Here is a 22,650-nt window from a genome sequence, read left to right as displayed (position 1 = left end):
CCGGACCTCGGCTCCTGCCTCGGCACGCCGGCCGGAGGTCTGCAGGTGACGGGTTCGAAGGGCCGCCGGGGCCGCGTCACGGAGGCGATGGGCTGCTCGGCGGCGGGGCGGCCGGAAGCGGCTGTTCCGCCCAGATGACCTTGCCGTGGTCCGTGTAGCGAGTCCCCCATCGGTCGGCGAACTGAGCGACGAGGAACAGCCCGCGGCCCCCCTCGTCCGTGGTGGCCGCCTGCCGCAGATGGGGCGAGGTACTGCTGTGATCCGAGACCTCACAGATCAGGGAGCGGTCACGCAGCAGTCGTACGCCGATGGGACCCGTGGCGTAGCGAATGGCGTTCGTGACCAGTTCGCTGAGGATCAGCTCCGTGGTGAACGCCTGCTCCGCCAGATCCCACTCGGCCAGCTTGCGGGAGACCTCGGCCCGTACCAGGGACACCGACGAAGGGTCGGAGGGTACGTGCAGCTGGACCACGTCCGCGGCGTCCAGCCTGCGTGTACGGCCGACAAGAAGCGCGATGTCGTCGCGGGCGCGCTCGGGCACGAGGGTGCGCAGGACCGCCTCGCAGGTCTCCTCCGGTGTCCGGTCGGCGTTCTCGGCGACTGTCCGGCGCAGGATTGCCAGCCCTTCGTCGATGTCCCGGTGCCGGTCCTCGACGAGTCCGTTCGTGTAGAGCACGAGGCGACTGTTCTCGGGCAGCAGCGTTTCGAGGGTCTCGAAGGGCAGGCCACCGAGCCCCAACGGTGGGCCGCCGGGCACATCGGCAAATTCCGAGGTGCCGTCCGGGTCGACGATCACCGGCTTGAGGTGGCCGGCCCGCGCCATGGTGCAGCGCCCGGACACCGGATCGTAGATCGCATAGAGGCAGGTGGCGCCGGTGACTCCCCCATCGGCACTGTCGGCTGCCTCGTCCTGGTCGATCTGGGCGACCAGTTCGTCGAGGTGCCACAGGAGTTCGTCGGGCGGCAGGTCCAGGGTGGAGAAGTTGTGGATCGCCGTGCGCAGGCGCCCCATGGTCGCGGCGGCGTGCAGTCCGTGGCCGACGACATCGCCCACCACGAGCGCGACGCGGGCGCCGGGCAGCGGGATGATGTCGAACCAGTCCCCGCCGACACCGCCCAGTCCGGCCTGTGCGGGCAGGTACCGGTAGGCGACGTCGATGGCGCTCTGTTCCGGGACACCGTGCGGCAGCAGGCTGCGCTGCAGGGTCACCGCCAGGTTGTGCTCACGTGTGTAGCGGCGGGCGTTGTCGATGTTCACCGCGGCCCGGGCGACCAGTTCCTCGGCGACGGACAGGTCCTCGTCCTCGAACGGCTCGGACTGCGCCGTACGCCAGAAAAGAGTCACGCCCAGAATGGCACCGCGGGCGCGCAGCGGAATCGCGATCACCGAGTGGAATCCGTCCTCGACGAGCTGCCGGGCCCGTGCGGGGTCCTGCTGCTGCCACCCCGAGAAGGCCGCCAGATCCGGATCGAGGACCGCCTCCCCCCGGCGCAGGCCGGTTCCCAGGGGCGTGGTCGGCAGAAAGCGGATCAACGAGTCGACGGGGTGGAGCGGCGTGTCCTCCCGGATGCCGCTGAACGCGATCCGACGCCACTCGGCATCCATGCCCGCGGCCGTCGGCTCCTCGCCGCGCAGTACGGCCTCCGCCACATCGACGGTGGCGAAGTCGGCGAAGTGAGCCCTCGCGAACTCCGCCAGTTCCTCGCACGTACGCACCACGTCGAGGGTGGTGCCGATCTCTGCGCCGGCCTCATACAGCAGATCCAGCCGCCGCCGTGCCACATCGGCCCGGCCGGTGAGTGCCCGGAGCTCGGTGGTGTCGCGCAGTGTCGTCACGCTGCCGGGCGGGCCGCCGTCCCGGTCGGTGGACCGCTGGTTGACGGCGAGCAGGCGTTCGCCGACCGGAACCACCTCGTCCGTCACGGTCCTCCCCGAGGCCAGCAACTCCGTGGTGACCGGATCCAGCCCCAGCTCGGTCGGCAGGCGCCCCTCCACGTCCGCCGGCAGGCCGAGCAGTCTGCGTGCCTCGTCGTTGGCAAGCAGCAGCCGACCGTCGCCGTCGATGATGAGTACGCCCTCCCGCACCGCGTGCAGAACGGCGTCGTGATGCTCGTACATCCGAGTCATCTCGGTGGGGCCGAGGCCGTGGGTCTGGCGGCGCAGCCGTCTGCTCACCAGCGCCGTCCCGGCCGTGGTGAGGAGCAGGATCCCCGCGGCGGATCCGAACAGAAGGGGAAACTGCTGCTCGACGACGCCGCCCACGCGCTCGATGGTGATTCCGGCGGACACCAGACCCACGACGGTGCCGTCACGTCCGATGACGGGCACCACTGCCTGTACGAGAGGGCCGATGGTTCCGGTGACTCTCTCGACGACGATGCCGCCGTTCAGTGCCGGCTCCAGATTGCCGACGAATTTCTTCCCGATCCGATCGGGCAGGGGGTGGGTGTAGCGGATTCCGGCCCGGTTCATCACGACGACGAAGTCGACGCCTGAGAGTTTCCGGGCCCGCTCGGCCAACGGCTGCAGCACCGCGGTCGGGTTCGGGCTCCTCAGCGCCGCCTCGATGCCCGGTGAACTGGCAAAGGCCTCGGCGACAGCGACCGAACGGCTGCGGGCTTCTCTTTCGCTGTCGGCCCGGGACTGCAGCACGAGCGCGGCGACCGCTGCGGCCACGAGCAACACGACGATCGCCACCTGCAGAAGAAAGAACTGACCTGCGACGGATCGCATTCTGGGAACCGAGCGTCGGCGGCCGTACCGTCCGGTCATGCCTTCTTTGTACACCCTCCGCACACGCTGGGCGAGCAGTCCGGCACAGCGTGCAGGGGCCTTTGGGCAGGGTGGTGCGAGCCGGCCCGGAGCAAGTCGGCCCGAGCACGGGGCCCGCCCGCTTCCGGCCCTCACGGGCCCGACCGATTCGGCCGACGCGGGTTGACGCACGTGGGCGCGGCGACACCCGGGGTGTGTGACGCCTACGCCGGACAGCCGAGGACGTGCACGTCGGGCTCGGTGGACGGACTCACGCAGGTTACGGAGAATCGCTCATTGTCTGCGCTTCGGTGTCTCGCCCGGGAAGAACGGTGGTGCTGAAGTCCGCCACGGCCGCCTCCAGACCGACGTCCTGCTGCGCCCGCTCGGACATGTACCAGCGGTGTTCCAACAGCTCGTGATAGAGCTCTGCCGGGTCCAGGGAGCCCCGGAGATCCTGCGGAACTGCGCGCACCGTGGGCCTGAACACCTCGCGGACCCAGCGGTGGGCAAGCACCTCCGCACGGGCGCCGAGCGGGTCGCCCGGCGCGTAGTCCTCCTGGGTCGCCATCCAGCTCTCGAGGTCATTGAGGAGTCGCCGGGCCTGGTTCTCCTCGGCATCGAGTCCGGTCAGGCGCAGCAGCTGACGCTGATGATGGCCTGCGTCGACAACCTTGGGGACGAAAGTGATCGAGTCTCCGTTCGGGGAGTTGACGATCTGCATCTCGGCTACGTCGAAGCCGAGATCATTGAGCCTGCGCACGCGACGTTCGATGTAGTGGTACTTGCCGGCCGGATAGACCGAAGTGCGGGTCAGTTCCTTCCAGAGCTCCTCGTACCGCTGGCAGATCTCCGCTCCGAACGCGATCGGGTCCACCGAGGGATGAAGCGCGCCCGCGGCCTCCAGGTCGAGCATCTCTCCGCTGATGTTCACCCGGGCCAGATCGATGTCGTACTCACGCTGCCCTGTGCTGAGTCGGCTGTGCACATCGCCGGTCTCCGCATCTACGAGGTAGGCGGCGTATGCGCCGGCGTCCCGGCGGAAGAGTGTGTTCGACAGAGAGCAGTCGCCCCAGGCGAACCCCGCCAGGTGCAGCCGGACCAGCAGCACGGCGAGTGCGTCCATGAGCCGGTGCACCGTGGTGGGGCGCATTGTCGTCTCGAACATCAAGCGATAGGGGAGGGACCCGTTGAGGTGACGGGTGATCAGCACCGGCTCCAGCGGTTCCCCGTCGCTGCCGGTGCGCCCGGTGACCACCGCGAGTGGGTCCACCGCGGGTATCCCGAGCCGGGCAAGGGTACGCAGCAGCTCGTACTCGCGCACCGCCGGCCGTTCGGCAAGCTCCTTGACCGCCACCACGTCGGCCCCCGCTCGGGCATAGCGCACAACGTGGCGGGAGATGCCGCGCGGCAGCGTCACCAGATGCTTCTCCGGCCACTCTTCGAGCGGCAGGTGCCAGGGCAGTTCGAGTAGGAAGGCGGGGTGCTCGGGGTTGGTGGCGCTGAACTGCAAAGCCATCGGGTCGCCTCGCTCGTACGGTGACGGGAACACCAGTGTGACGTAGCGGTTCGCCAGCACCGTGGCCGAGGGGGACGAAAGCCTGGGCAGCCGGGGGCGATCGAGCGGATTCTCTACGGGGGTAGGCCCGCGCGGCACCGGGTCGCGGTCGTCGGCACGGGCCCGGCAGGCATGTACGCGGCCGAAGAACTGCTGTTGCACACCGATGCCGAAGTCACGCTGATCGACCGGCTTCCGGTGGCCGGTGAACACGCCCGGCAGCGGATGCAGCGGCGGTCGGCCGGTCCTGGCTTCGAAGACATGCCGACTGCCCACTCCGTCCGCTCAGCTACCGTGTGCTACCAGCGCTCTTCCGGCTCCTGCCCTGCGACACAACGTCTCTCGGCGCAAACCGTGTTGGCGCCGGCCAATGTCCGTGTCCATGACTACTGCAAAGCCTTCTCATGTCCGCACCGTGTGTGCGGACCGCGCGACGACTAATGGAGTGCACGTTGAGGACGACGTTCCGTTCTCGTATCACCGCCCGGTTCGGGCGCACCTATCTGTCCAGGATCCAGAAGTACGGGATCGGTTCTTCCACGATCAGGCTGCTGCCCGAAGACCTGCTGATGCTGCTGCGCAGGGATGGCCTGGACCCGGTGGACAAGCTGGCCGGGCTCCGGGCGAAGGCGCCGGTGTCCAAGGTCTCGCTGCCGTTCGGTATGGACGCCTGGGTGGTCACCGGCTACGAGGAGTCGAAAGCCGTCCTGGGATCGGCCGACGGGTTCAGCACCGACTTCGCCCACCTCGCCACGAACGCCGGGGTCGCAGCGGAGCAGAGCCCCGGCGGGCTCGGGTTCAGCGACCCTCCCGTGCATACGCGGCTGCGCCGCATCCTGACCCCGGAATTCACGATGCGCCGGCTGCGTCGCCTCACCCCCAGGATCGATGCCATCGTCGAGGAGCGCCTCGACGCGATGGAGGCCCGTCAGGGCCCGGTCGATCTGGTGCAGGAGTTCGCGCTGCCGATCCCCTCGCTCACGATCTGTGAGCTGCTCGGCGTTCCCTACGAGGACCGCCAGGACTTCCAGCAGTTGGCCATGGACCGCTTCGACCTCTTCGGTGGGACGACCGCACCCTTCGGCGCCATGTCGGAGTCGCTGGCGTACTTCAGGAATGTGGTCAAGATGCAGCGCGAGGAACCGGGCGACGGACTGCTCGGCATGATCGTGAAGGAGCACGGCGACAGCGTCGACGACGAGGAACTCGCGGGCCTCGCCGACGGCGTGCTCACCGGCGGGTTCGAGACGACCGCCAGCACGATTGCCCTCGGCTCCCTCGTGTTGCTTCAGGACAAGGACGTCTTCGAGCGAATACGCACGGATGACGCGATGGCCGCACCGTTCGTCGAGGAAGTGCTGCGCTACCTCTCCGCGGTGCAGATCGCCTTCCCACGATTCGCCCGCGAGGACATAGAGATAGCGGGGGTGGTCATTCCCCGGGGCGACATGGTGCTCTGTTCACTGAGCAGTGCCAACCGCGACGCGTCGTACGTCATGGACGACGGGCGCTTCGACCCGCACCGCAACACCTCAGGGCATCTCGCCTTCGGCTACGGAATCCACCGCTGCATCGGCGCCGAACTGGCGCGCATGGAACTGCGCTCCGCCTACCCGGCCCTGGCGCGGCGGTTTCCCCGGATGCGCCTCGCCGTCCCGCCCCAGGACCTGGCCTTCCGCAAGCTGTCGATCGTCTACGGCATCGAATCGCTGCCGGTGCACCTGCACTGAGCGGGCGCACACCCTGAGGGCACCTGCACAGAGCCAGCGGGCCGTACGTGGGCCGGCTCCCCCGGTCGGCGGCGCGGATGTCGTCCTTCTACCAGGTGACTGTGATCCGCTGGGGACTGCGGGATGTGGTGCCGCGCCGCCACTCCACTGCGTGGGCGGGTCGCGCAAGCCGGAGGCCGGGGAAGCGGGCGGCGAGCCGGTGCAGGGACAGTTGGAGTTCGAGCCGGGCCAGCCAGGCGCCCAGGCAGTAGTGCGGGCCGGCTCCGAACGACAGAGTGGGGGCCTCCAGAGGAGCGAACAGGTCGTCGAACTGCCGGGCCGGGAACACATCGGGGTCGCGGTTGGCCATGCCGCAGTCGGCGAGAACCACCGAGCCCGCCGGGATGGTCACGCCGCCGACCTCCGTATCGGCGGCGGCGTGCCGCGCGGTCCCCCGGTCGTCGCCGAGCGGAACCAGGTGCAGCAACCGCTCGGCCAGCGACCCGGCGGCCTGTTCGTCCGCCCCGAGACGGGGCCAGCATTCCGGCCGTTCGCCGAGCAGGTAGAGCAGGGAGTTGCCGAGCATCGTCATCGTGCTGTCGTGTCCGCCCACCACCAGCCCGCACACGAGGTCGACGAGTTGCCCCTCCGGGATTCCGCCCTCGTCATCGGCCGCCCGGACGAGCACGCTGGTCAGATCGTCGCCCGGCGCGCTTCGCCGCTCGGCCAGCAGCGCGCTTCCGAAAGCGGCGAACTCCGCCAGCGCCGATTCCATTTCCTCCTTGGGGTGGGAGCCGTCGGAGAAGGCGTACTGGCTCCAGTGGCGCAGCCGTTCCCGTGCCGGGGCGTCGAGACCCATCAGTCGGCTGATCACCTCGACCGGGAGCGGAAGGGTGAAGCGGGCCACCAGATCCACCGGAGGTGCGCTGTCGGCGAGTTCGTCCAGGCGCTGTTCCACGATCGATGCGATCCAGGGCCGCCAGCGGGCGACGGCCCTGGGCGTGAACGCACGCCGCAGGGTGCGGCGCAGGCGCAGATGGTCCTCGCCGTCCTGGTTGAACATCAGGTCGAGGCTGCCCACCAGGCCGGATTCGCCCGACAGGGACGGGGCGTCCGGTGCGTGGAGCTGTGCGCGGCCGAATCGGGTGTCGGTCAGGACCATGCGTACGTCGGCGTACCGGCTCACCAGCCAGGCCCGACTGCCATCGGGTAACGCGACGGGCCTGGGTGGTCCGGGAGGGTCGAACCTCAGACGGTGCAGAGGGAGCGATGGCGGGCCGGTCATCGCGTCGGTGTCGTCGGATCGGGGCACGGAACCTCCTGGCTTGTACGGGTACGGGAGGGGCTGCGGCTGGGCGGGCCTGCTGAAAGGAGGGGTTCGGGGGAAGCGGCAGTCAGAGCTCGACCAGCACCTTGCCCCGGCTCGCTCCCGTGTCCTGGTAAAGGCTCCGATAGGCGTTCGGGATGTTCTCGAAGCCGTGGTGGAGGGTGTGCCCGCAGCGGACCTCGCCCCTCCGGATCCTGCCGCCGAGTTCATCGTGGAGTGCGCGCCAGTTCTGCTCGGTGAACCATTCCAGCGAGAAGATGCCGCGCACGGATGTGCGCGGGAACATGATGTACGGCAGCAGTCGTGGCCCGGTGACCTCCCGGCCGACCTGGGTGGCCCACTGCCAGCACACGGCCACCTGACTGCCGACATTGAGCATGGAGAACACGGCATCCGTCACTGTGCCGCCGAGATTGTCGAAGTACTTGTCGACTCCGTCCGGTGCGGCCCGGGTGAGAGCGGACCGCACCGCTTCGCAGCTGTCCCCGTGGCGGTAGACGACGACCGCGTCGAATCCCAGCCCGTCGAGATATTCCGCCTTCTCCGCTGTCGAGGTGGTGCCCACCACGCGGGCACCCGCGAGCTTGGCCAGCTGGCCGACCAGCGAACCGACGGAGCCGGAGGCACCACTGATCACGACGGTGTCGCCGGAGCGGACCGACATGAACTTGGTCAGGGTGCCCCAGGCCGTCATGCCGGGGCCGCCCATGACACTCAGCGCGGTGGGGAGCGGAAGCGCGTCGTCGTACCAGCAGGGGTCCAGGCGGCGGAAGGCGGGAAAGACCATCGGAAACGTCCCGGTCTGCCAGGGGGTGGCCGCACCGTTGCTGATGAGATGGGTGCGCCAGCCGCCGAACCCCTGCACCAGATCGCCGGGCCGGTGGGCCGCCAGAGGACCCGCTTCCAACACCTCCATGATCGAGTCGGCGCCCATGTGCGCACCGAGAGGGGTGTCCAGCGCGATGCCCTGGAGGTAGGGGTCCACCGATACGTAAAGCGTCCTCAGCAGCATCTCGTCCGGGGCGAGGTCGACGTCGAGATCCTCCTCGACCGCCCCATAGACCCTCTCGACGTCGGGAACTCCTTCGATGTGCTCACGTACCACCCATTTCCTGGCCCTCATCCCATTCCCTTTCTCTCCACAGGAGACGAGCGGTCCCCCATGACGGACTGCGCGTCCGGTCGGGGCCCCACCGGAACGACCAGATGGGTGGGGGGCGGCCCGCTCTCGTCGACGGACGCGGTGAAGGTCCGGCCGTCGTCCCGGCAGATGAACTGCATGACGTGCCGGCCAGCCGCCGCCGCGCGGATCAGGCCGCCCGTCGTCGCCCATACGCCGGACTGGTAGAAGTTCCGCAGTCCCGGCAGGCCGGGGCCGTGCTTCTTGATGAGCGTCTCCAACGTCTCCCCGCTCTCCACGAACGGCTGCCACCCGAGCACCGTGCCGTCGTAGTTGCCCGTGTAGCGGACCTGCGTGAGCGGGCTCGACACATCGCGCACGGCGATCGCGTCCGCGATGCCGGGGTGACGCCGTTCCAGGAATGCGACGAGTACGTCGCGGGCCTGCCGCTTGGCCGCGTAGTACCCGCGGCCGTGGCGTACCGGCAGCGTGTGGAGTTCCTGGCCGCCGCGGGTCCGCGTCGCCTGCTCCGGTCCTTCGTCCAGAGCCCGCCAGGGGGCGATGTCGCAGAAGTAGGTGACGTACGCGATGCTCGTCCCACGCGGGGAGAGTTCCGGGTAGTGCCTGCTGCGGAACTGGACGTTGATGCTCGGGTGACGTATGCCGGTCAGGCCTGCCGCTTCCGCTTCGTCGAGCAGATAGGTCGTGCAGGGGTCGGCGTCGGGGAAGTCCCTGCGGAGGCCGAGGAAGAGTGTGAAGTATCCGGGGAACACCATGCCGGGTTCACGGATGGTCCGGGTGTAGAGGCGGTGGTAGGCCTCGTTGAGGTAGCGGCCACCGAGCAGATCCATCATCGTGGTGCGGCCGTCGCAGGCCGAGACGACGATGTCGGCGTGCAGTTCGCTTCCGTCGCTCAGCCGTACCCCGACCGCACGATCGTCCTCGACCAGCACCTTTTCGACCTTGGCGTTGTAGGTCACCCGGCCGCCCAGCCTGCGGTAGCGGCGCTCGATGGACTCGGCCAGTCCGAGCGATCCGCCCTCGGGGACGCCCGCGGAGAGGTTCGCGTGCGAGGCGAGCTGGAAGTGGAACGGCAGCACCGGGAACGCCGGATGCTTCTCGTACAGGATGAAGTTGAACGCCTCACGCAGCAGGGGGTCCTTGAACCTCGCCGAGTAGTCGGTCATCAGTACGCTGATGGATTTGCGCACGACGTTGAAGTACGGGAGGAAGGAAGCCAGCATCCGCCATCGTTCGAGTGTCGGCATCAGGCCGACCGGTTTGAGGAACGGATAGACGGCGAGGCATTTGCGGAAGGCGCGCAGTTGCTTGCAGAAGTCCCGGATCGCAGCGGAGTCGGCGGGCGAGATGTCCGTCAGATGGGCCTGGAGCCGGTCGGGGTCGGAGTAGAAGTAAACGGCCCGGCCGCACCGGCCGCGCACGACGTTGAACACGTCGAAATGCCGTACCTCCTTGCCCTGCAACGCGCCCAGCTCCAGCCAGATCTGGTGCATCTCATTGCCGGGGCCGCTGCCGAGGAGCCAGCTGACACAGGGGTCCAGGGTGAAGTCGCCGCGGTCCCAGGCAGTGCAGCAGCCGCCCGGCAGTTCATGCATCTCCAGGACATGGGTGCGATAGCCGTTCATCCGGGCGTAGCAGCCGGTGGACAGACCGCCGAGCCCTGCGCCGATGATGATCATCGACTGTCGTTCGGAACGCGACACGAACCTGCTCTCCTCGGTGTTCATGTACGGGTGTCCCCGCGCGCGGACCATCTGTCGAGCTGTGGCAGACGGCCCAGCTTTCCGGGATGCCATGGCTCGTCGCCCTGGCTCTCGGACGCCGTGAACCCGCGTCCCAGCTCGTCGCAGAGGTACTGGATGACGAAGCGGCCGGTCGACGCGGCACGGATCAGGCCGCCCATGCCGACCCACTGCCCGGCCATGGAGAATCCGCGCAGGCCGGGCAGGCGCATGCGGTCCTTGCCCACCAGCTTGGCCGCGATGTCGTCGGCCTCGGAGAACGCCTTCCAGGCCAGGATGGAGCCGTCGTGGTTGCCCGTGTAGCGGCGGGTCGTCGCCGGGGAAGCAACATCGACCAGCTCGATGCGCTCGGCCGTGCCAGGCAGGCGGCGTTCCAGGAAGTTCCTTACGAAGTCGGCCACTTGACGCTTCTTCGCCCGGTACTCCTGGCGGTCGACGGCGCGCAGCGCGTTCCAGTAGGCGAAGTCGCTGAAGTAGGTGCAGTGGACCACCGACCTTCCGGGCGGGGCGAATCCGTCCGAGTAGTGGGAGCGCAACTGGACCACCAGACTGCTCTGCAGTGCGCCGGGCAGTTGGGCGGCGTCCTCGGAAGACAGCAGGTACGTGGTGCTGTGCGCCCGGTCGGGGCCGAGGTCGCCCCGGACGCCGACGAAGGCCGAGACCACCGCGGGGAACAGGGTGCCCGGACGATGCAGCAGGTCGTTGTACAGCTTGTCGATCCGCGGACCGGTGAACCGACCCTGCAGGAGTCCGTGGATCGTGGTGTGGCCGTCACAGGCCGAGACGACATGGTCGGCGTAGTACCGTCTGCCGTTGCGCAGTTCGATGCCGACGGCACGCCCGTCCTCGACAAGGATCCGTTCGACCCGTGCCCGGTAGCTGATCTCACCGCCCAGCGCCTTGTACCGCTCCTCGATCGACCGAGCCAGGCCCAGCGAACCTCCTTGCGGGAAACCGGCGTTGTGGTGGTGGGCGCTGGCCATGTTGAACAGGTACGGCAGCAGCGGGAAGCCCTCCGGGTCCTGGAAGAAGATGTTGCGGAACGCCCGCCGCAGCAGCGGGTCCTGGAACCGGTCGGCGAACCGGTGCATCGGTGTCGCCGCCGTACGCCAGAACAGACGGAACGCGGGCAGGACCGTGCGCAGCGTCGCCGCTCTTTCCCGAACGGTCCGCAGGTCGGGGGCGGTCAGGAACGGGTACAGCTCGATATCGATGAATCGCCTCAGGTCTCGGCAGAACGAGTGGATCAGCCGGGCGTCGGCGGGCGAGAGATCGAGCAGGTGTCGCTCCAACCGGTCCGGGTCGTTGAAGAAGACCACTGACCGGCCGGTCTCGTCGACGACTCGGTTGAACATCTCGAAGTTGGTGATGGTCTTGCCGTCGAGCGCCCCCAGTTCGCGCCACACCTGGTGGGCGTCGTTGCCGGCGGCCGTGCCGATCAGCCACTCGATGCAGTAGTCGAAGATGTAGCCGTCGCGCGACCAGGCCGTGCAGCAGCCCCCGGGCAGCACATGCTTTTCGAAGATTCGGGACCGCATCCCGTTCATCTGCGCGTAACATCCGGTGGACATTCCGGCGACGCCGGCACCGATCACGATGACACGGGGGCTGCCGTCCGCCTCCCGTTCCACGGCGCTCCACGCGTCGCCCGCGTCACCGGTCATCGGCGCCGCCCTCCTGGAGGATGCCTCGCACCAGCTCGGCGTTGCGGGCCACGTGCTTGGGGTCGAGCATGTCGGCGTGGATCCCGGAGCCGCGCAGCACCGCCGTGGCCGTGGTGGAGCTGCCGTGCCAGGTGCCGCGTTCACCGGCGCCGTACAGCGCTGTCTTCTCCTGGTCCGTGACGATGCTGACGGTCGCGGACACCACACCGAGGTTCGGTGTGCGGCCGCAGAAGGCCAGGTACTCCGCGGCGTGGTCCAGGGTTTCGCGGGCGACGATCTCCGACCCTGTGTGCTTGAACAGGTGTTCGGCCAGTTCCGCCTCGAAGAACGCGAAGTGTTCGGGGCCGGGGACGTAGGGCTCCAGGATGCGGTGCGAGTCCAGGACGATCACATGGGCGACGTCTCGTCCCCGGCCTTCGAGCTCCTTGGCCACCTCGAATGCGAGGTTGCCGCCGAGGGAGTAGCCGAGCAGCAGGCATCTGCCCTCGGGCCGGAGGGACTCGACGAGGTCGGCGTAGCGGGCCACCTTGTTCTCGCCGGGGACGTAGTTGAAGGCGATCAGCCGGTACTCGGGCAGCTGGGCGGCGAATGTCCGGTAGACGAGTCCGTGGCCGCCCGCCGGTGGGAAGCAGAACACTGTCGGTTCCCGATCGCTGTTGAAGCTCAGGCACGGCAGGTCGTCCGAGCTGCCGCCGGTGGCCAGACGCTCCACCGTCGCGGCCATCCCGTGCAGGGTCGTGACCCGGTACAGGAGGCTGACGGGGATGCCGACGCCGAACTCCTGCCGCAGGCGGTGGATCAGCTCGATCAGCTTGATGGAGCTGCCTCCGGCCTCGAAGAACTCTTGCGCAGGGCCTACCCTCTCCAGCCCGAGCAGCTCCTTCCAGTGCCGCGCCATGCTCTCCTCGAACGGTGTGCCGAGCATCTCCTCCGGCTCGTCGTCGGCGTCGAACCGGGGTGTCGGCAGGCCCGCGACATCGACCTTTCCGTTGGCGGTCAGCGGCAGTTCCGGCAAGGCGATGAAGTGCGAAGGAACCATGTGTGCGGGCAGCAGTCCCGCGAGGTGCCGGCGTAGCGCGCGCCGGTCCAGCGGTGCCCCGTCCGCCGGTACACAGTAGGCGCAGAGCGCATCTTCTCCCCGGGCATCGGGGCGCACCGTGACGACCGTCCGGGCCAGCTGGGGCCACTGGGCGAGGTGTGTCTCGATCTCGCCGATCTCGATCCGGTGGCCGCGGAGCTTGACCTGGTCGTCCACCCGCCCGAGCAGATGAACCCGGCCGTGCGCGTCCCAGCGCGCCGCGTCGCCGCTCCGGTAGAGGCGTACGGGTTCGGCACCCGGCGCCCGGCTCAGTGTCCGGGTCACGAATCGCTGGGCCGTCTGTGCGGGGTCGCCCGCGTAGCCGAGCGCGACGCCGTCGCCGCCGATCCACAGTTCGCCCGGCACACCGGGCGGCACCGGCTCACCGTGCCGATCGAGCACATGGAGAGTGCTGTTGCTCAGGGGACGTCCGATCGGCACCGTGCGGCCGGGTTCCAGGTCGTCGACGGGTCCTTCGAAGCAGGCGCTGTCGATGGTGGCCTCGGTGACCCCGTAGGAGTTGATCAGACGGGTGTGCGGTCCGCACAGGTCGCGCAGCCTTCGGTATTCCCCGGCCTTCCACGCATCGGACCCGACGACCAGCAGACGCATGAAATCCAGCCGCAGGCCCTCGCGTTCGCAGTGGTCCATGAGACCGCGTACGACAGCGGGGACGAACTCCGCACAGTCGACGTGCTCCTCGCGCATGGTCCGGTAGAGGCGTTCGGTGTCGAAGAGCAGGTCGCGGTCGACCAGTACCAGATTGCCGCCGGAGCACAGCGCGCGCACCAGGTCACCGGTGAAGACGTCGAAAGACGAGGCCGCCATCTGGAGGTGAACCCGGACGTCACGGTCCAGCCTGTACTCCTGGAGCCAGGCTGCGTACGCCGAGGCGAGGTTCCGGTGGCTGACCTGGACGGCCTTGGGGTGCCCGGTCGAACCGGAAGTGTGGATGACGTACGCAAGTGAGTCGAGGCCTCCCGGGTGCTCGGCCCCGGTCGCAGGCACCTGCTCATCGGCCGCCTCGTACAGCTCCCGCAGGGTCAGTGTCTCGGCCGGCAGTCCTGCCATGCGGTCCCTGCAGGCGTCGTCCTCGACGAGGACGAGGGTGGCGGCCGCCGTCCGCACGGTGTGGGCGACGCGGTCGGCCGGGTGGTCGGGCGGGACGGGGAGGTAGGCGCCGCCTGCCTTGAGCACCGCGAGCAGCACGACGACGAGGTCGGACGACTTGTCCAGGCACAACGCCACCACCGAGCCGGATCCGACCCCCAGCCCCCGCAGCCGCCGGGCCAGCTCCCCGGATCGACGGTCCAGTTCCGCGTACGTCAGCCGAAGGGCCGTCCCTTGAAGCGCCGGGACCGTGACGGCGACGGCGTCCGGGCACCGGGCAGCGACCGCGCTGATCAGCTGGTGCACCGGGCGGACACCGTCCGCCTCGCGTTCTCCTGCTCCAGGGGGCAGCGCGGCGCGCCCGGCGCCGCTCCATTCACCGACCAGCCGTTCACGCTCCTGTGCGCCCAGCATCTCCAGCCGGGTGGTGGGGTGATCGGCCGGTGCCCGGGTCATGCTGTCCAGGAGTGTGGTGTAGTGCGATGCCATCCGCCGCATGGTCTCCGGCAGAAACAGGTCGGTGTTGTACTTGAGAACACAGTGGAACCGATGCTCCGCCTCGTCCTCGTAGACGGACAGGGTGACATCGAACTGTCCTTCCTCTTCGGGGAGTTCGATGTAGTCGAGCCGGTAGCCGTACTTCTCGGTGGCGACTTTGTGGGTCAGCAGGATGAACATGGCCTGGAACACCGCGGAGCGGCTGGGGTCGTGCTGGAGCCCCAGCTCGTCGACCAGCAGGACGAACGGATACTCCTGGTTGTCCAGGCCGCCCAGCACGGTCGTACGGACCTGTTGCAGCAGCTGGGCGACTGACGGCCCGCCGGACAGATCCGCGTGCAGCGGGAGCGGGTTGACGAAGTAGCCGTAGACGGAGGTGAACTCCTGCTCGGTACGACCCGTGACGGGGCTGCCCACGATGACGTGGTCCTGACCGGAATAGCGCTGGAGCAGCATGTAGTAGGCGCTGAGCAGCACCATGAACGGGGTCACGTCGTGCTCGCGGGCCAGGGCGTGAACGCGGGCGGTGAGCGCCGTGTCCAGTACGAAGAACTCCGATGCCCCGTTGTGTGTCTGCACGGCCGGCCGGGGCTTGTCGACGGGCAGCTCCAGGACCGGCACCTCGGCCGGCAGATGCGAGCGCCAGTAGTCGAGCATGCGCTGCGCCGCGGGACCGGCCAGGAAGCGGTTCTGCGCATTGAGGAAGTCCAGATAGCGCGCGGTGACCGGCGGCAGCGAGGGCGCACGGCCCTGGCGCAGCCCCTCGTACACCGCGAGAAGCTCCTCGATGAAGGTGAACGTCGAGATCGCGTCGGAGACGATGTGATGGACCGCCTTCATGATCACCCAGCGGTCGTGGCCACGCTTGAAGAGCCGGAAGCGGAAGAGCGGGTCACGCTCCAGGTCGTACGGCCTGCGGTACTCGGCCACGATCGCACGGTGGATCTCCTCCCACTGCTGGTCCTGCACGTCGAACAGCGCAATGTCCGGGCTCCGGTCCTTCGAAACCTGCTGCAGCGGCCGTCCGTCCACCGTGAGGAAGTTGGTCCGCAGCGCGGGATGGCGTGCGACCAGACAGCGGACGGCATCGAACATCAGGTCGGGGTCGAGAGCGACGCGGACCTCGACCGCGCCTCCGATGTTGTACGCGTAGCCCTCGGGGTTGAGCTGCCTGAGGAACCACAGGGCCTGCTGGTTCTGCGTCAGTGGATGCCGGAACTCGTCCTCGAAGACCTCCACCGCCGCCGAGTCGTCACCGCCGACTGCCGACGCCACCGACTCGGACAGGGCGTCGTGGAGCTGTGCGATCAGTTCGCCGGCCGGTGTACCGCTCAGCAGAGCGACCACGGGGGGAGCTACGCCGAGCTCGGAGCTGAGCCGGGCGCGCAGCTCCATCGCCAGGAGCGAATCGAGTCCCAGCGCGTTGAGGCCGGCCTGCGGATCGATCTGATCGGGGTTCGTCCGCAGCACCGAGGCGGCCACAGCGGTGAACCTCCGGGTCACCAGGGCGAGGCGTTCCGCGGCGTCCGCGTTGCGGAAGGTGTCGAGGATGCCGTCGCCCGTCCCGTCGGCCGTCGCGGCTGAGGCCGTCGCGGCGAGTTCGGCCACCAGCGAGGGCGGGGAGGGGTACCAGGCCAGGAACACCGGCCAGTCGACGACGGTGGCGACGAGGAGCTGGGCCCGGTCCTGGCCGATGACGCGCTCCAGGACCGCCATGCCGACGTCCGGTGCGAGCGAGCTCATCCCACGGCTGTGGAGATAGTGGCCGACGAGCCCCAGCTCCTCGATCATGCCGGTGGCCCACGGTCCCCAGTCGACGCTGAGCCCCGGCAGGCCGAGAGCCCGACGGTGCTGGGCCAAAGCGTCCAGAAACGCGTTCCCGGCGGCATAGTTCGTCTGGCCCGCCGTGGTCATGAGCGAGGCGATCGACGCGAACAGTACGAAGTGGTCGAGCGGTTCGTCCCGAAGATGCCGGTGCAGCAAGTACGCACCGACGGCCTTGGGATCGTGGGCCTCGGCGAACGTCTGCCGGTCCATGTCCGCGACAAGTGTGTCGCGCACCTGCCCGGCCAGATGGAACACCCCGCGGACCGGCAGCGGGTCGGTGAGCCGGTGAGCTTCGAGCCAGGCCGTGAACGCGACCTCGTCGGTGATGTCGAGCGGTGCCAGGACGACCCGCGCCCCGAGCGTCTCCAACTCCTTGACGAACGCCACGGCACGGCCCTCGGCAGTGGTGGGATCGAGACCGCGCCAAGCGGAGCGCTCCGGCAGCACGGTCCGTCCGATCAGGATCAGACTACGCGCCCCACGCCGTACGAGTGTCCGGCAGAGCAGCCGGCCGAGCGCCCCGAAGGCGCCGGTGACAAGGTAGTTCGCGTCGGCGCGCAGACTCAGCGGAAGGGGGCGGGTCAGTCCTTCGGCCTGCCGCACCCTGCTGGTGAGGCGGCCGGCGCCACGCAACGCGATCTCCTCCTCGTCGTCGGTCAGGATCTCGCGCAACAGCGCCTGCGCCTCGGCCAGGTATCCCTCGTCTCCCCGCGGGCGGCCGGGATCCAGATCGATCAGCTTGCCGCGGTGGGAGATCAGCTCCTGGTGCCTGAGCACCCGGCCGACCCCCCACGCGGGCGCCCCCAGAGGTTCGACGGTCTCGCCGGCCTCGACGTGCTGCGCGCCGCGGGTCACGATATGCAGCCGGCCGTCGGCCCCGTGGCCGAGCAACGTCCGGGCGAGCGCGATCAGTGAGTACGCTCCAGTACCGCTGTGCCGTACGAGGTCCTGCCGCGAGGCCTCAGCAAGGTGCGGCAGGTCGAGATTCCACAGATGCACGATGGTGCGGAAGGACGGCCGGCCGTCATCGCCGTCCATACCCAGGTCGGCGAAGAGCTGCTCCAGGTCCGTGGTGGACCCCGGGACGACAGTGAATTCCCTTCCGTCGCCCCTCTTCTGGTAGGAGTCCCCCGGACGCACGAGGCGGCAGCGCTCGCCGCGCTCGGCGAGCAGGGCGCTCAGGGCGTCGCCGACGCCTTGCCGATCGGCGAACACCAGCCAGTCGCTGTTGGTGGAATCGGGACTGCCGGAGTCGTCCTCGTCCTCGGCGGCGTCGAAGGGCCTGTCGATCCAGACGGTCTCGGCGAGCCAGGAATCGATCGTGCCGAGTCCGACCGCCGTGGACGCCTTTTCCACGTCGGCTGCGCGGAAACCACGTACGCCGCCCAGATGTTCACCGCTGTCCGCGTAGACGGCGATGTCCCCGACGAGCTCGTCCCCCTCGCTGCGGGTCACCGTGGCATGCGCCCAGATCGGCTGGGCTCCCACCGGGGCGAGGCACACCTCGTCGATCGACAGGGGCAGGCGGATGCCGGAGGCCTGCCGGTCCGCGCCGTCTTCGAGGAGCTGCGTCGTCAGCAACGACTGGAAGCAGGCGTCGAGCAGCACGGGGTGGATGTGGTGCCGGGCCGCGTCGTCACCGATCACCGCAGGCGGACGGAGCCGGGCGAGCACCTCGCCGGAACCGATCCACACCTCTTCGATGGCCCGGAACGCGGGGCCGTAGTCGTACCCCAGGGCGGCCAGCGCCGCGTAGCAGCCCTTGCCGTCCAGCCGGCGCAGGGTGCGCGCCCGCAGGGCGGCGGTATCGACGGACGGGCCGGCCGGGCGCGGTTGCCCGGAGCGCACGACACCGCTCGCGTGCACGGCCCGGTCGCTCTCGGCCTCCCCTGCCGAAGCGATCGTGAACGCCGCGTTCTGCGACGAGAGCGTCAGACGCACGGCCCGGTCCTCGCCCTCGGGCAGGAAGAGCGCTTTGCGGAGTTCGATGTCCGTCAGTACGGCATGGGTGCCGCCGGTCAGGGAGCGGACCGCCTGCGTGGCCATCTCCAGATACCCCGCTGCAGGGAAGACCACGGTGGACTGGATGCGGTGGTCGTCGAGGTAGGGCAGCCGCTCGGTGTCCAGTGCCGTGTGCCAGGTCGGTTCGATGTGTGTCGTGCGGCGGCCCAGCAAAGGGTGGTCGGCGTGGCCGAGGCGCACCTGTGCCACGGGGCCGGGCTCCGTCCAGTGGCGATCGCGCTTCCACGGGTAGCGGGGAAGGGCCACCGGAGTGCCCGCCGGGTGCAGGGTGTCCCACGCGACGGGAACGCCGAGGTTGTGCAGCTCTGCCAGCGAGGCGGCGAAGCGTTCCGGTTCGTTCTCCTGGCGACGGATCGACGGAAGGGTACGTCCGTCCGTCCCCCTGTCGTCGAGGCATTCAAGGATGGAATGGCCGAGCACCGGATGGGGGCCGATCTCCAGGAACAGCCCGTATCCGTCGTCGGCGAGCCGGTCGACGGCCGAGCGGAAGCGGACCCGGTGGCGGATGTTCTTCCACCAGTAGCCCGCGTCCAGCTCGCTGCCGTGCGCCGTGCCCTCCTGACCCGTCAGATACAGCGGAACCGTCGCTGCCCGGGGATCCAGCCCGTCCAGTGAGGCCAGCAGTTCGTCCTTGATCGCCTCCATGCCCGCGCTGTGGTAAGGGACCTGCACGGTCAGGAACTTGGCGAAGATCTGCTCGGAGCGAAGCCCGTCCGCCAGTTCGGCCAGTGCGTCCCGGTCCCCGGCCAGTGTGACGGCCGAGGGGCTGTTGACCGCGGCCACGGACACGCGCTCCCCGTACGCGCCCGCCCGGAGCTGTGCCTCCTCCTCGGGCAGACTCACGGCGAGCATCGTGCCGGTCCCGGTCAGCCTCTGCTGGAGCCGGCTGCGGTGCACCACGATCCTGACCGCGTCCTCCAGCGTGTAGACCCCCGCCTCGTAGAAGGCGGCGATCTCGCCGGTGCTGTGACCGACCACGGCGTCGGGCCGCACACCGTACTGACGCCACATGGCCGCGAGTCCCAACTGGACGGCGAAGTTGGCCGGCTGCGCAAGCCAGGTCTCGCCCATGCGCGATCCGGCTTCATCGGCCGTCATCGCCTCGATCAGGGACCAGCCCGCGATTTTGCGGACGGCCAGGTCGCAGCGGGTGACGGCGTCCCGGAACGCCTCATCGCCCTCGAACAGTTGGCGGCCCATGCCCCACCACTGCGGCCCCATTCCGGTGAATACCCAGACCAGGCCGCGCTGTTCGAGGCCGAGCTGTCTGCCGTGGATCACCCGGGGGTGAGGTTCATCCCGCAGGAAGGCGGCGAGCCCCTCGTCCAGTTCGGCCCGTGAGGAGTACACGACGCAGAGCCGCGACTCAAGGTGCTGGCGGCGGCGTGCAAGCGTGTATCCGAGGTCGGTCAGCGACACCTCGGACCCGTGGACCCCTGCCAGCTCGCGGCGGATGCCCGCCGCCAGCTCCGGCAGGGCGTCCGGGGTCCGGGCGGTCAGCGGAAGGAGGTTCCAGGCCCGTTCGCCGGGCGCGGTCGGCTGTGCCTCGCGCTCGGGTGCCTGCTCCAGCACGACATGCGCGTTCGTGCCGCCGAAGCCGAACGCGTTCACCCCGGCCCGTGCGGGGCCCTCGTGCTCGGGCCAGGCGGTCGGCTCGGTCGGGATCCGGTACGGGGAGGACTCCCGGTCGATGGCGGCGTTGATCCGGTCCAGGTTGATGTGGGGCGGGATACGGCGGTGCTTGAGGCAGAGAACGGTCTTGATCAGTCCGGCGATGCCCGCTGCCGCTTCGGTGTGCCCGATGTTCGTCTTGACGGACCCGACGTAGCACGTGGCACCGGGTCTGCGGCCCACGGCGAGCGCCCGGCTCAGTGCGTTCGCCTCGATCGGGTCGCCGACAGGTGTCGAGGTGCCGTGCGCCTCCACGTACTGCAGGGCGCCGGGGGTGATGCCGGCTCCGGCGCAGACGCGTTGGATGAGGGCGACCTGGGCGTCCGCGCTGGGCACGGTGATGCCATTCGTGCGGCCGTCCTGGTTGACCCCCGTGCCGAGAATCACCGCGTGGATCGGGTCGCCGTCGCGTACCGCGTCGTCCAGCCGTTTGAGCGCGACCATGCCGACGCCCTCGGCCCGCACGTAACCGTTGGCCGTGGCGTCGAACGTACGCGAGCGGCCGTCGGGCGACAGGAAGCCGCCCTTCGTCTCGGCGATGGTGTACTGCGGTGCCGCGTGCAGCAGGACGCCACCGGCCAGCGCGAGATCGGTCTCCCGGTTGTTCAGGCTCTGGCAGGCGAGGTGTACCGCCACCAGGGAGGAACTGCACGCGGTGTCGATCGACAGGCTGGGACCCCGGAAGTCGAAGCAGTACGAGAGACGGTTCGAGACCATCGTCATCATGGTGCCGGTGGCGGTGTGCGCGGCCAGTGAGGCAAAGCTCAGGTCGGAGAACTGGAGGATCTTGTAGTCCAGCGTGAACGCGCCGACGAACACGGCGGCATTGCTTCCGGCAAGTTCCGACGGCCTCTGACCGCCGTCCTCCAGCGCCTCCCAGGCCACCTCCAGCAGCTTGCGCTGCTGCGGGTCCATGTGGTCGGCCTCACGCGGGCTGATGCCGAAGAATCCGGGGTCGAACTCGTCGAAACCGTCGATGTATCCGCCTCGGCCACCGCTCAGACGTCCGGGTTTCTCCTTGTATCTGCTGCCGAGCGTCGTGACGTCGTAGCGGTCAGCCGGTGTCGGTGTGATGCAGTTTTTGCCGTCCATGAGGTTCTGCCAGTACGCGCGGTGGTCCGATGCACCGCCGGGCAGTCGGCAGCCCATGCCGATGATCGCTACTTTGTCGCTCACAGGGGCACTGTTCACGTCGGGCAAGGTTGTACTCCTCAGGTCGTGGCGCAGCGGCACGGCATGGATGCGGGAGGGCGGTGTGGTTTCCCGAAGAAGAGAGGCGGTCAGGCGGAACCGGGCCCGGCCCTCTTCGCACGGCGCCAGGGGTGGAGAAGCGTGGTGGCGATCTCGCCGGTAGGGGGGAACGACTCGGGATCGCCGATTCCGACCGCGATCGGCTCACGGCCGGGCCGCCAGGTGTAGCTGTCGAAGAGGTGGTCCCAGATCGACAGATCCGAGCCGTAGTGGCCCGCCTCGGACAGGTCGGTGCTGTGGTGCAGGCGGTGTTGTTCGGGACTGGCGAGCACATGATTGAGTCGGCCGATGCGCACGTCGATGTTGGCATGGACGAAATAGCCCTGGGCAGCCACGAAAAGACCCACGACGAAGACGGAGCCATGGGAGAACCCGACCGACGCCAGGGCCAGTTGCACTGCCCCCTGCGCAAGGACGATGTCGAGAACATGATTGACGCCGTTATTGGCGACGTTGACTTTCTGCGGCACATGGTGCACACCGTGCAGTCTCCACAATATCGGGTTGGCGTGACCCAGTCGGTGCACAAGATAACTGGCCAGCGATCCGGTCAGCAGGGCTGCGGGTATTTCGGCCCAGAGAGTGAGCGCCGGTTCGTCGGGCGTCACCACGGAGACGGCCGCAGTGACCGCATATTGTGCCAGGGCGCTGGCCGCCATCGTCAGCAGAAAGTAGATGCCGTACCAACGCCATTCACTGGGGCTCGGGTGCCAGGCGCGCTGATACGGAATCAGACGTTCGAGAACGGTGAGGTAGGTGATGGTGCCGATCAGGAAGAGCGGGCTCACGCGTTCTGGATCCCAGTCGAGACACAGCGCCGCCGCGGCCACCGAAACTGCGGCCACCAGCAGGAACGGATAAGCCAGCACGCGGAGAACAACGCGCGCCGGGCGTACGAGCACTCTCGCCCGCTGCACCGGACCGGAATCGTTCTCCGAATCGCCACCGGGCAGTGGTTCGCAATTTTCCATCCACAGCACCTTTACGAAGGAACCAGCAAAGAAGAATGCACAGACCACAAAGGAGAAACCGACGACTTCCTTTCGGCACGCTGGACCGACACTTCGGACGTCAGTTGTCACGCATTGAAGAACCTATATCTGGAGACTGATGTGAACCGCCCTACGGACCCGGCGAACCCGGGCGGGCCACCGGGCGAACCCGCTCTGTTTGCATTTCCCTTTCCGGGGCCCTCAACCGTCTGATTCAAGCCTCGTCCTGATGCGCCGGACCGTCAGGGCAGCATTCGCCACCCCGTCCAATCTTCAATGAAACAGGCGGACCAGCCGGGCGGAATGCG

The 22,650-nt window shown here is 68.6% G+C and carries 9 protein-coding genes and 1 pseudogene; 2 read left to right on the top strand and 8 right to left on the bottom strand.

The window, feature by feature from the left end; translation table 11 throughout:
- Positions 1-76: 76 nt before the first annotated feature.
- Positions 77-2,773: a SpoIIE family protein phosphatase gene (locus GA0115254_RS22110; RefSeq protein WP_093897031.1), complete on the bottom strand. Its 2,697-nt coding sequence runs from the start codon at positions 2,771-2,773 to the stop codon at positions 77-79.
- 259 nt (positions 2,774-3,032) lie between these two features.
- Complete coding sequence (locus GA0115254_RS22105) at positions 3,033-4,271, bottom strand: DUF4032 domain-containing protein (protein WP_093897030.1); 1,239 nt, start codon at positions 4,269-4,271, stop codon at positions 3,033-3,035.
- Between the two features lie 138 nt (positions 4,272-4,409).
- On the opposite strand from GA0115254_RS22105, the pseudogene GA0115254_RS43330 reads away from it, so the two are divergent.
- Together GA0115254_RS43330 and GA0115254_RS22095 are read left to right on the top strand one after the other, a co-directional pair.
- A pseudogene (locus GA0115254_RS43330) lies at positions 4,410-4,517 on the top strand (NAD(P)-binding protein); the annotation flags it as partial.
- A 233-nt stretch (positions 4,518-4,750) separates the two neighbouring features.
- Positions 4,751-6,040, top strand: coding sequence for a cytochrome P450 (locus GA0115254_RS22095; protein ID WP_093897028.1), 1,290 nt, complete (start codon positions 4,751-4,753; stop codon positions 6,038-6,040).
- Positions 6,041-6,128: 88 nt separating this feature from the next.
- Here GA0115254_RS22095 and GA0115254_RS22090 read toward each other — a convergent pair whose 3' ends face one another.
- From GA0115254_RS22090 to GA0115254_RS22065, 6 genes are all read right to left on the bottom strand, one after another.
- Positions 6,129-7,304 carry a cytochrome P450 gene (locus GA0115254_RS22090; RefSeq protein WP_093897044.1) on the bottom strand — a complete coding sequence of 392 codons (1,176 nt, stop codon included), beginning with the start codon at positions 7,302-7,304 and terminating at the stop codon, positions 6,129-6,131.
- A 109-nt stretch (positions 7,305-7,413) separates the two neighbouring features.
- A complete protein-coding gene (locus GA0115254_RS22085; protein WP_093897027.1) occupies positions 7,414-8,469 on the bottom strand; it encodes an MDR family NADP-dependent oxidoreductase in 1,056 nt (351 codons plus the stop codon).
- Positions 8,466-10,214, bottom strand: a complete 1,749-nt coding sequence (locus GA0115254_RS22080; RefSeq protein ID WP_093897043.1) for a phytoene desaturase family protein — start codon at positions 10,212-10,214, stop codon at positions 8,466-8,468. The genes GA0115254_RS22085 and GA0115254_RS22080 overlap by 4 nt, the downstream gene beginning before the upstream one ends.
- A complete protein-coding gene (locus tag GA0115254_RS22075) occupies positions 10,211-11,893 on the bottom strand; it encodes a phytoene desaturase family protein (RefSeq protein WP_093897026.1) in 1,683 nt (560 codons plus the stop codon). Before GA0115254_RS22075 ends, GA0115254_RS22080 begins: the two co-directional genes overlap by 4 nt.
- Entirely contained in the window at positions 11,883-21,299 is a 9,417-nt protein-coding gene (locus GA0115254_RS22070; RefSeq protein ID WP_093897025.1) for a non-ribosomal peptide synthetase/type I polyketide synthase, read from the bottom strand. The genes GA0115254_RS22075 and GA0115254_RS22070 overlap by 11 nt, the downstream gene beginning before the upstream one ends.
- An 80-nt stretch (positions 21,300-21,379) precedes the next feature.
- Positions 21,380-22,321 (bottom strand): sterol desaturase family protein, encoded by a 942-nt coding sequence (locus GA0115254_RS22065; RefSeq protein ID WP_093897024.1) that lies wholly within the window; start codon positions 22,319-22,321, stop codon positions 21,380-21,382.
- Positions 22,322-22,650 lie beyond the last annotated feature (329 nt).

Origin of the sequence: Streptomyces sp. Ncost-T10-10d, from assembly GCF_900091955.1 — a bacterium.
GTDB lineage: Bacteria > Actinomycetota > Actinomycetes > Streptomycetales > Streptomycetaceae > Streptomyces.
The sequence above is the reverse complement of the archived record's forward strand: the minus strand, read 5'-3'. Positions and strand labels throughout refer to the sequence as shown.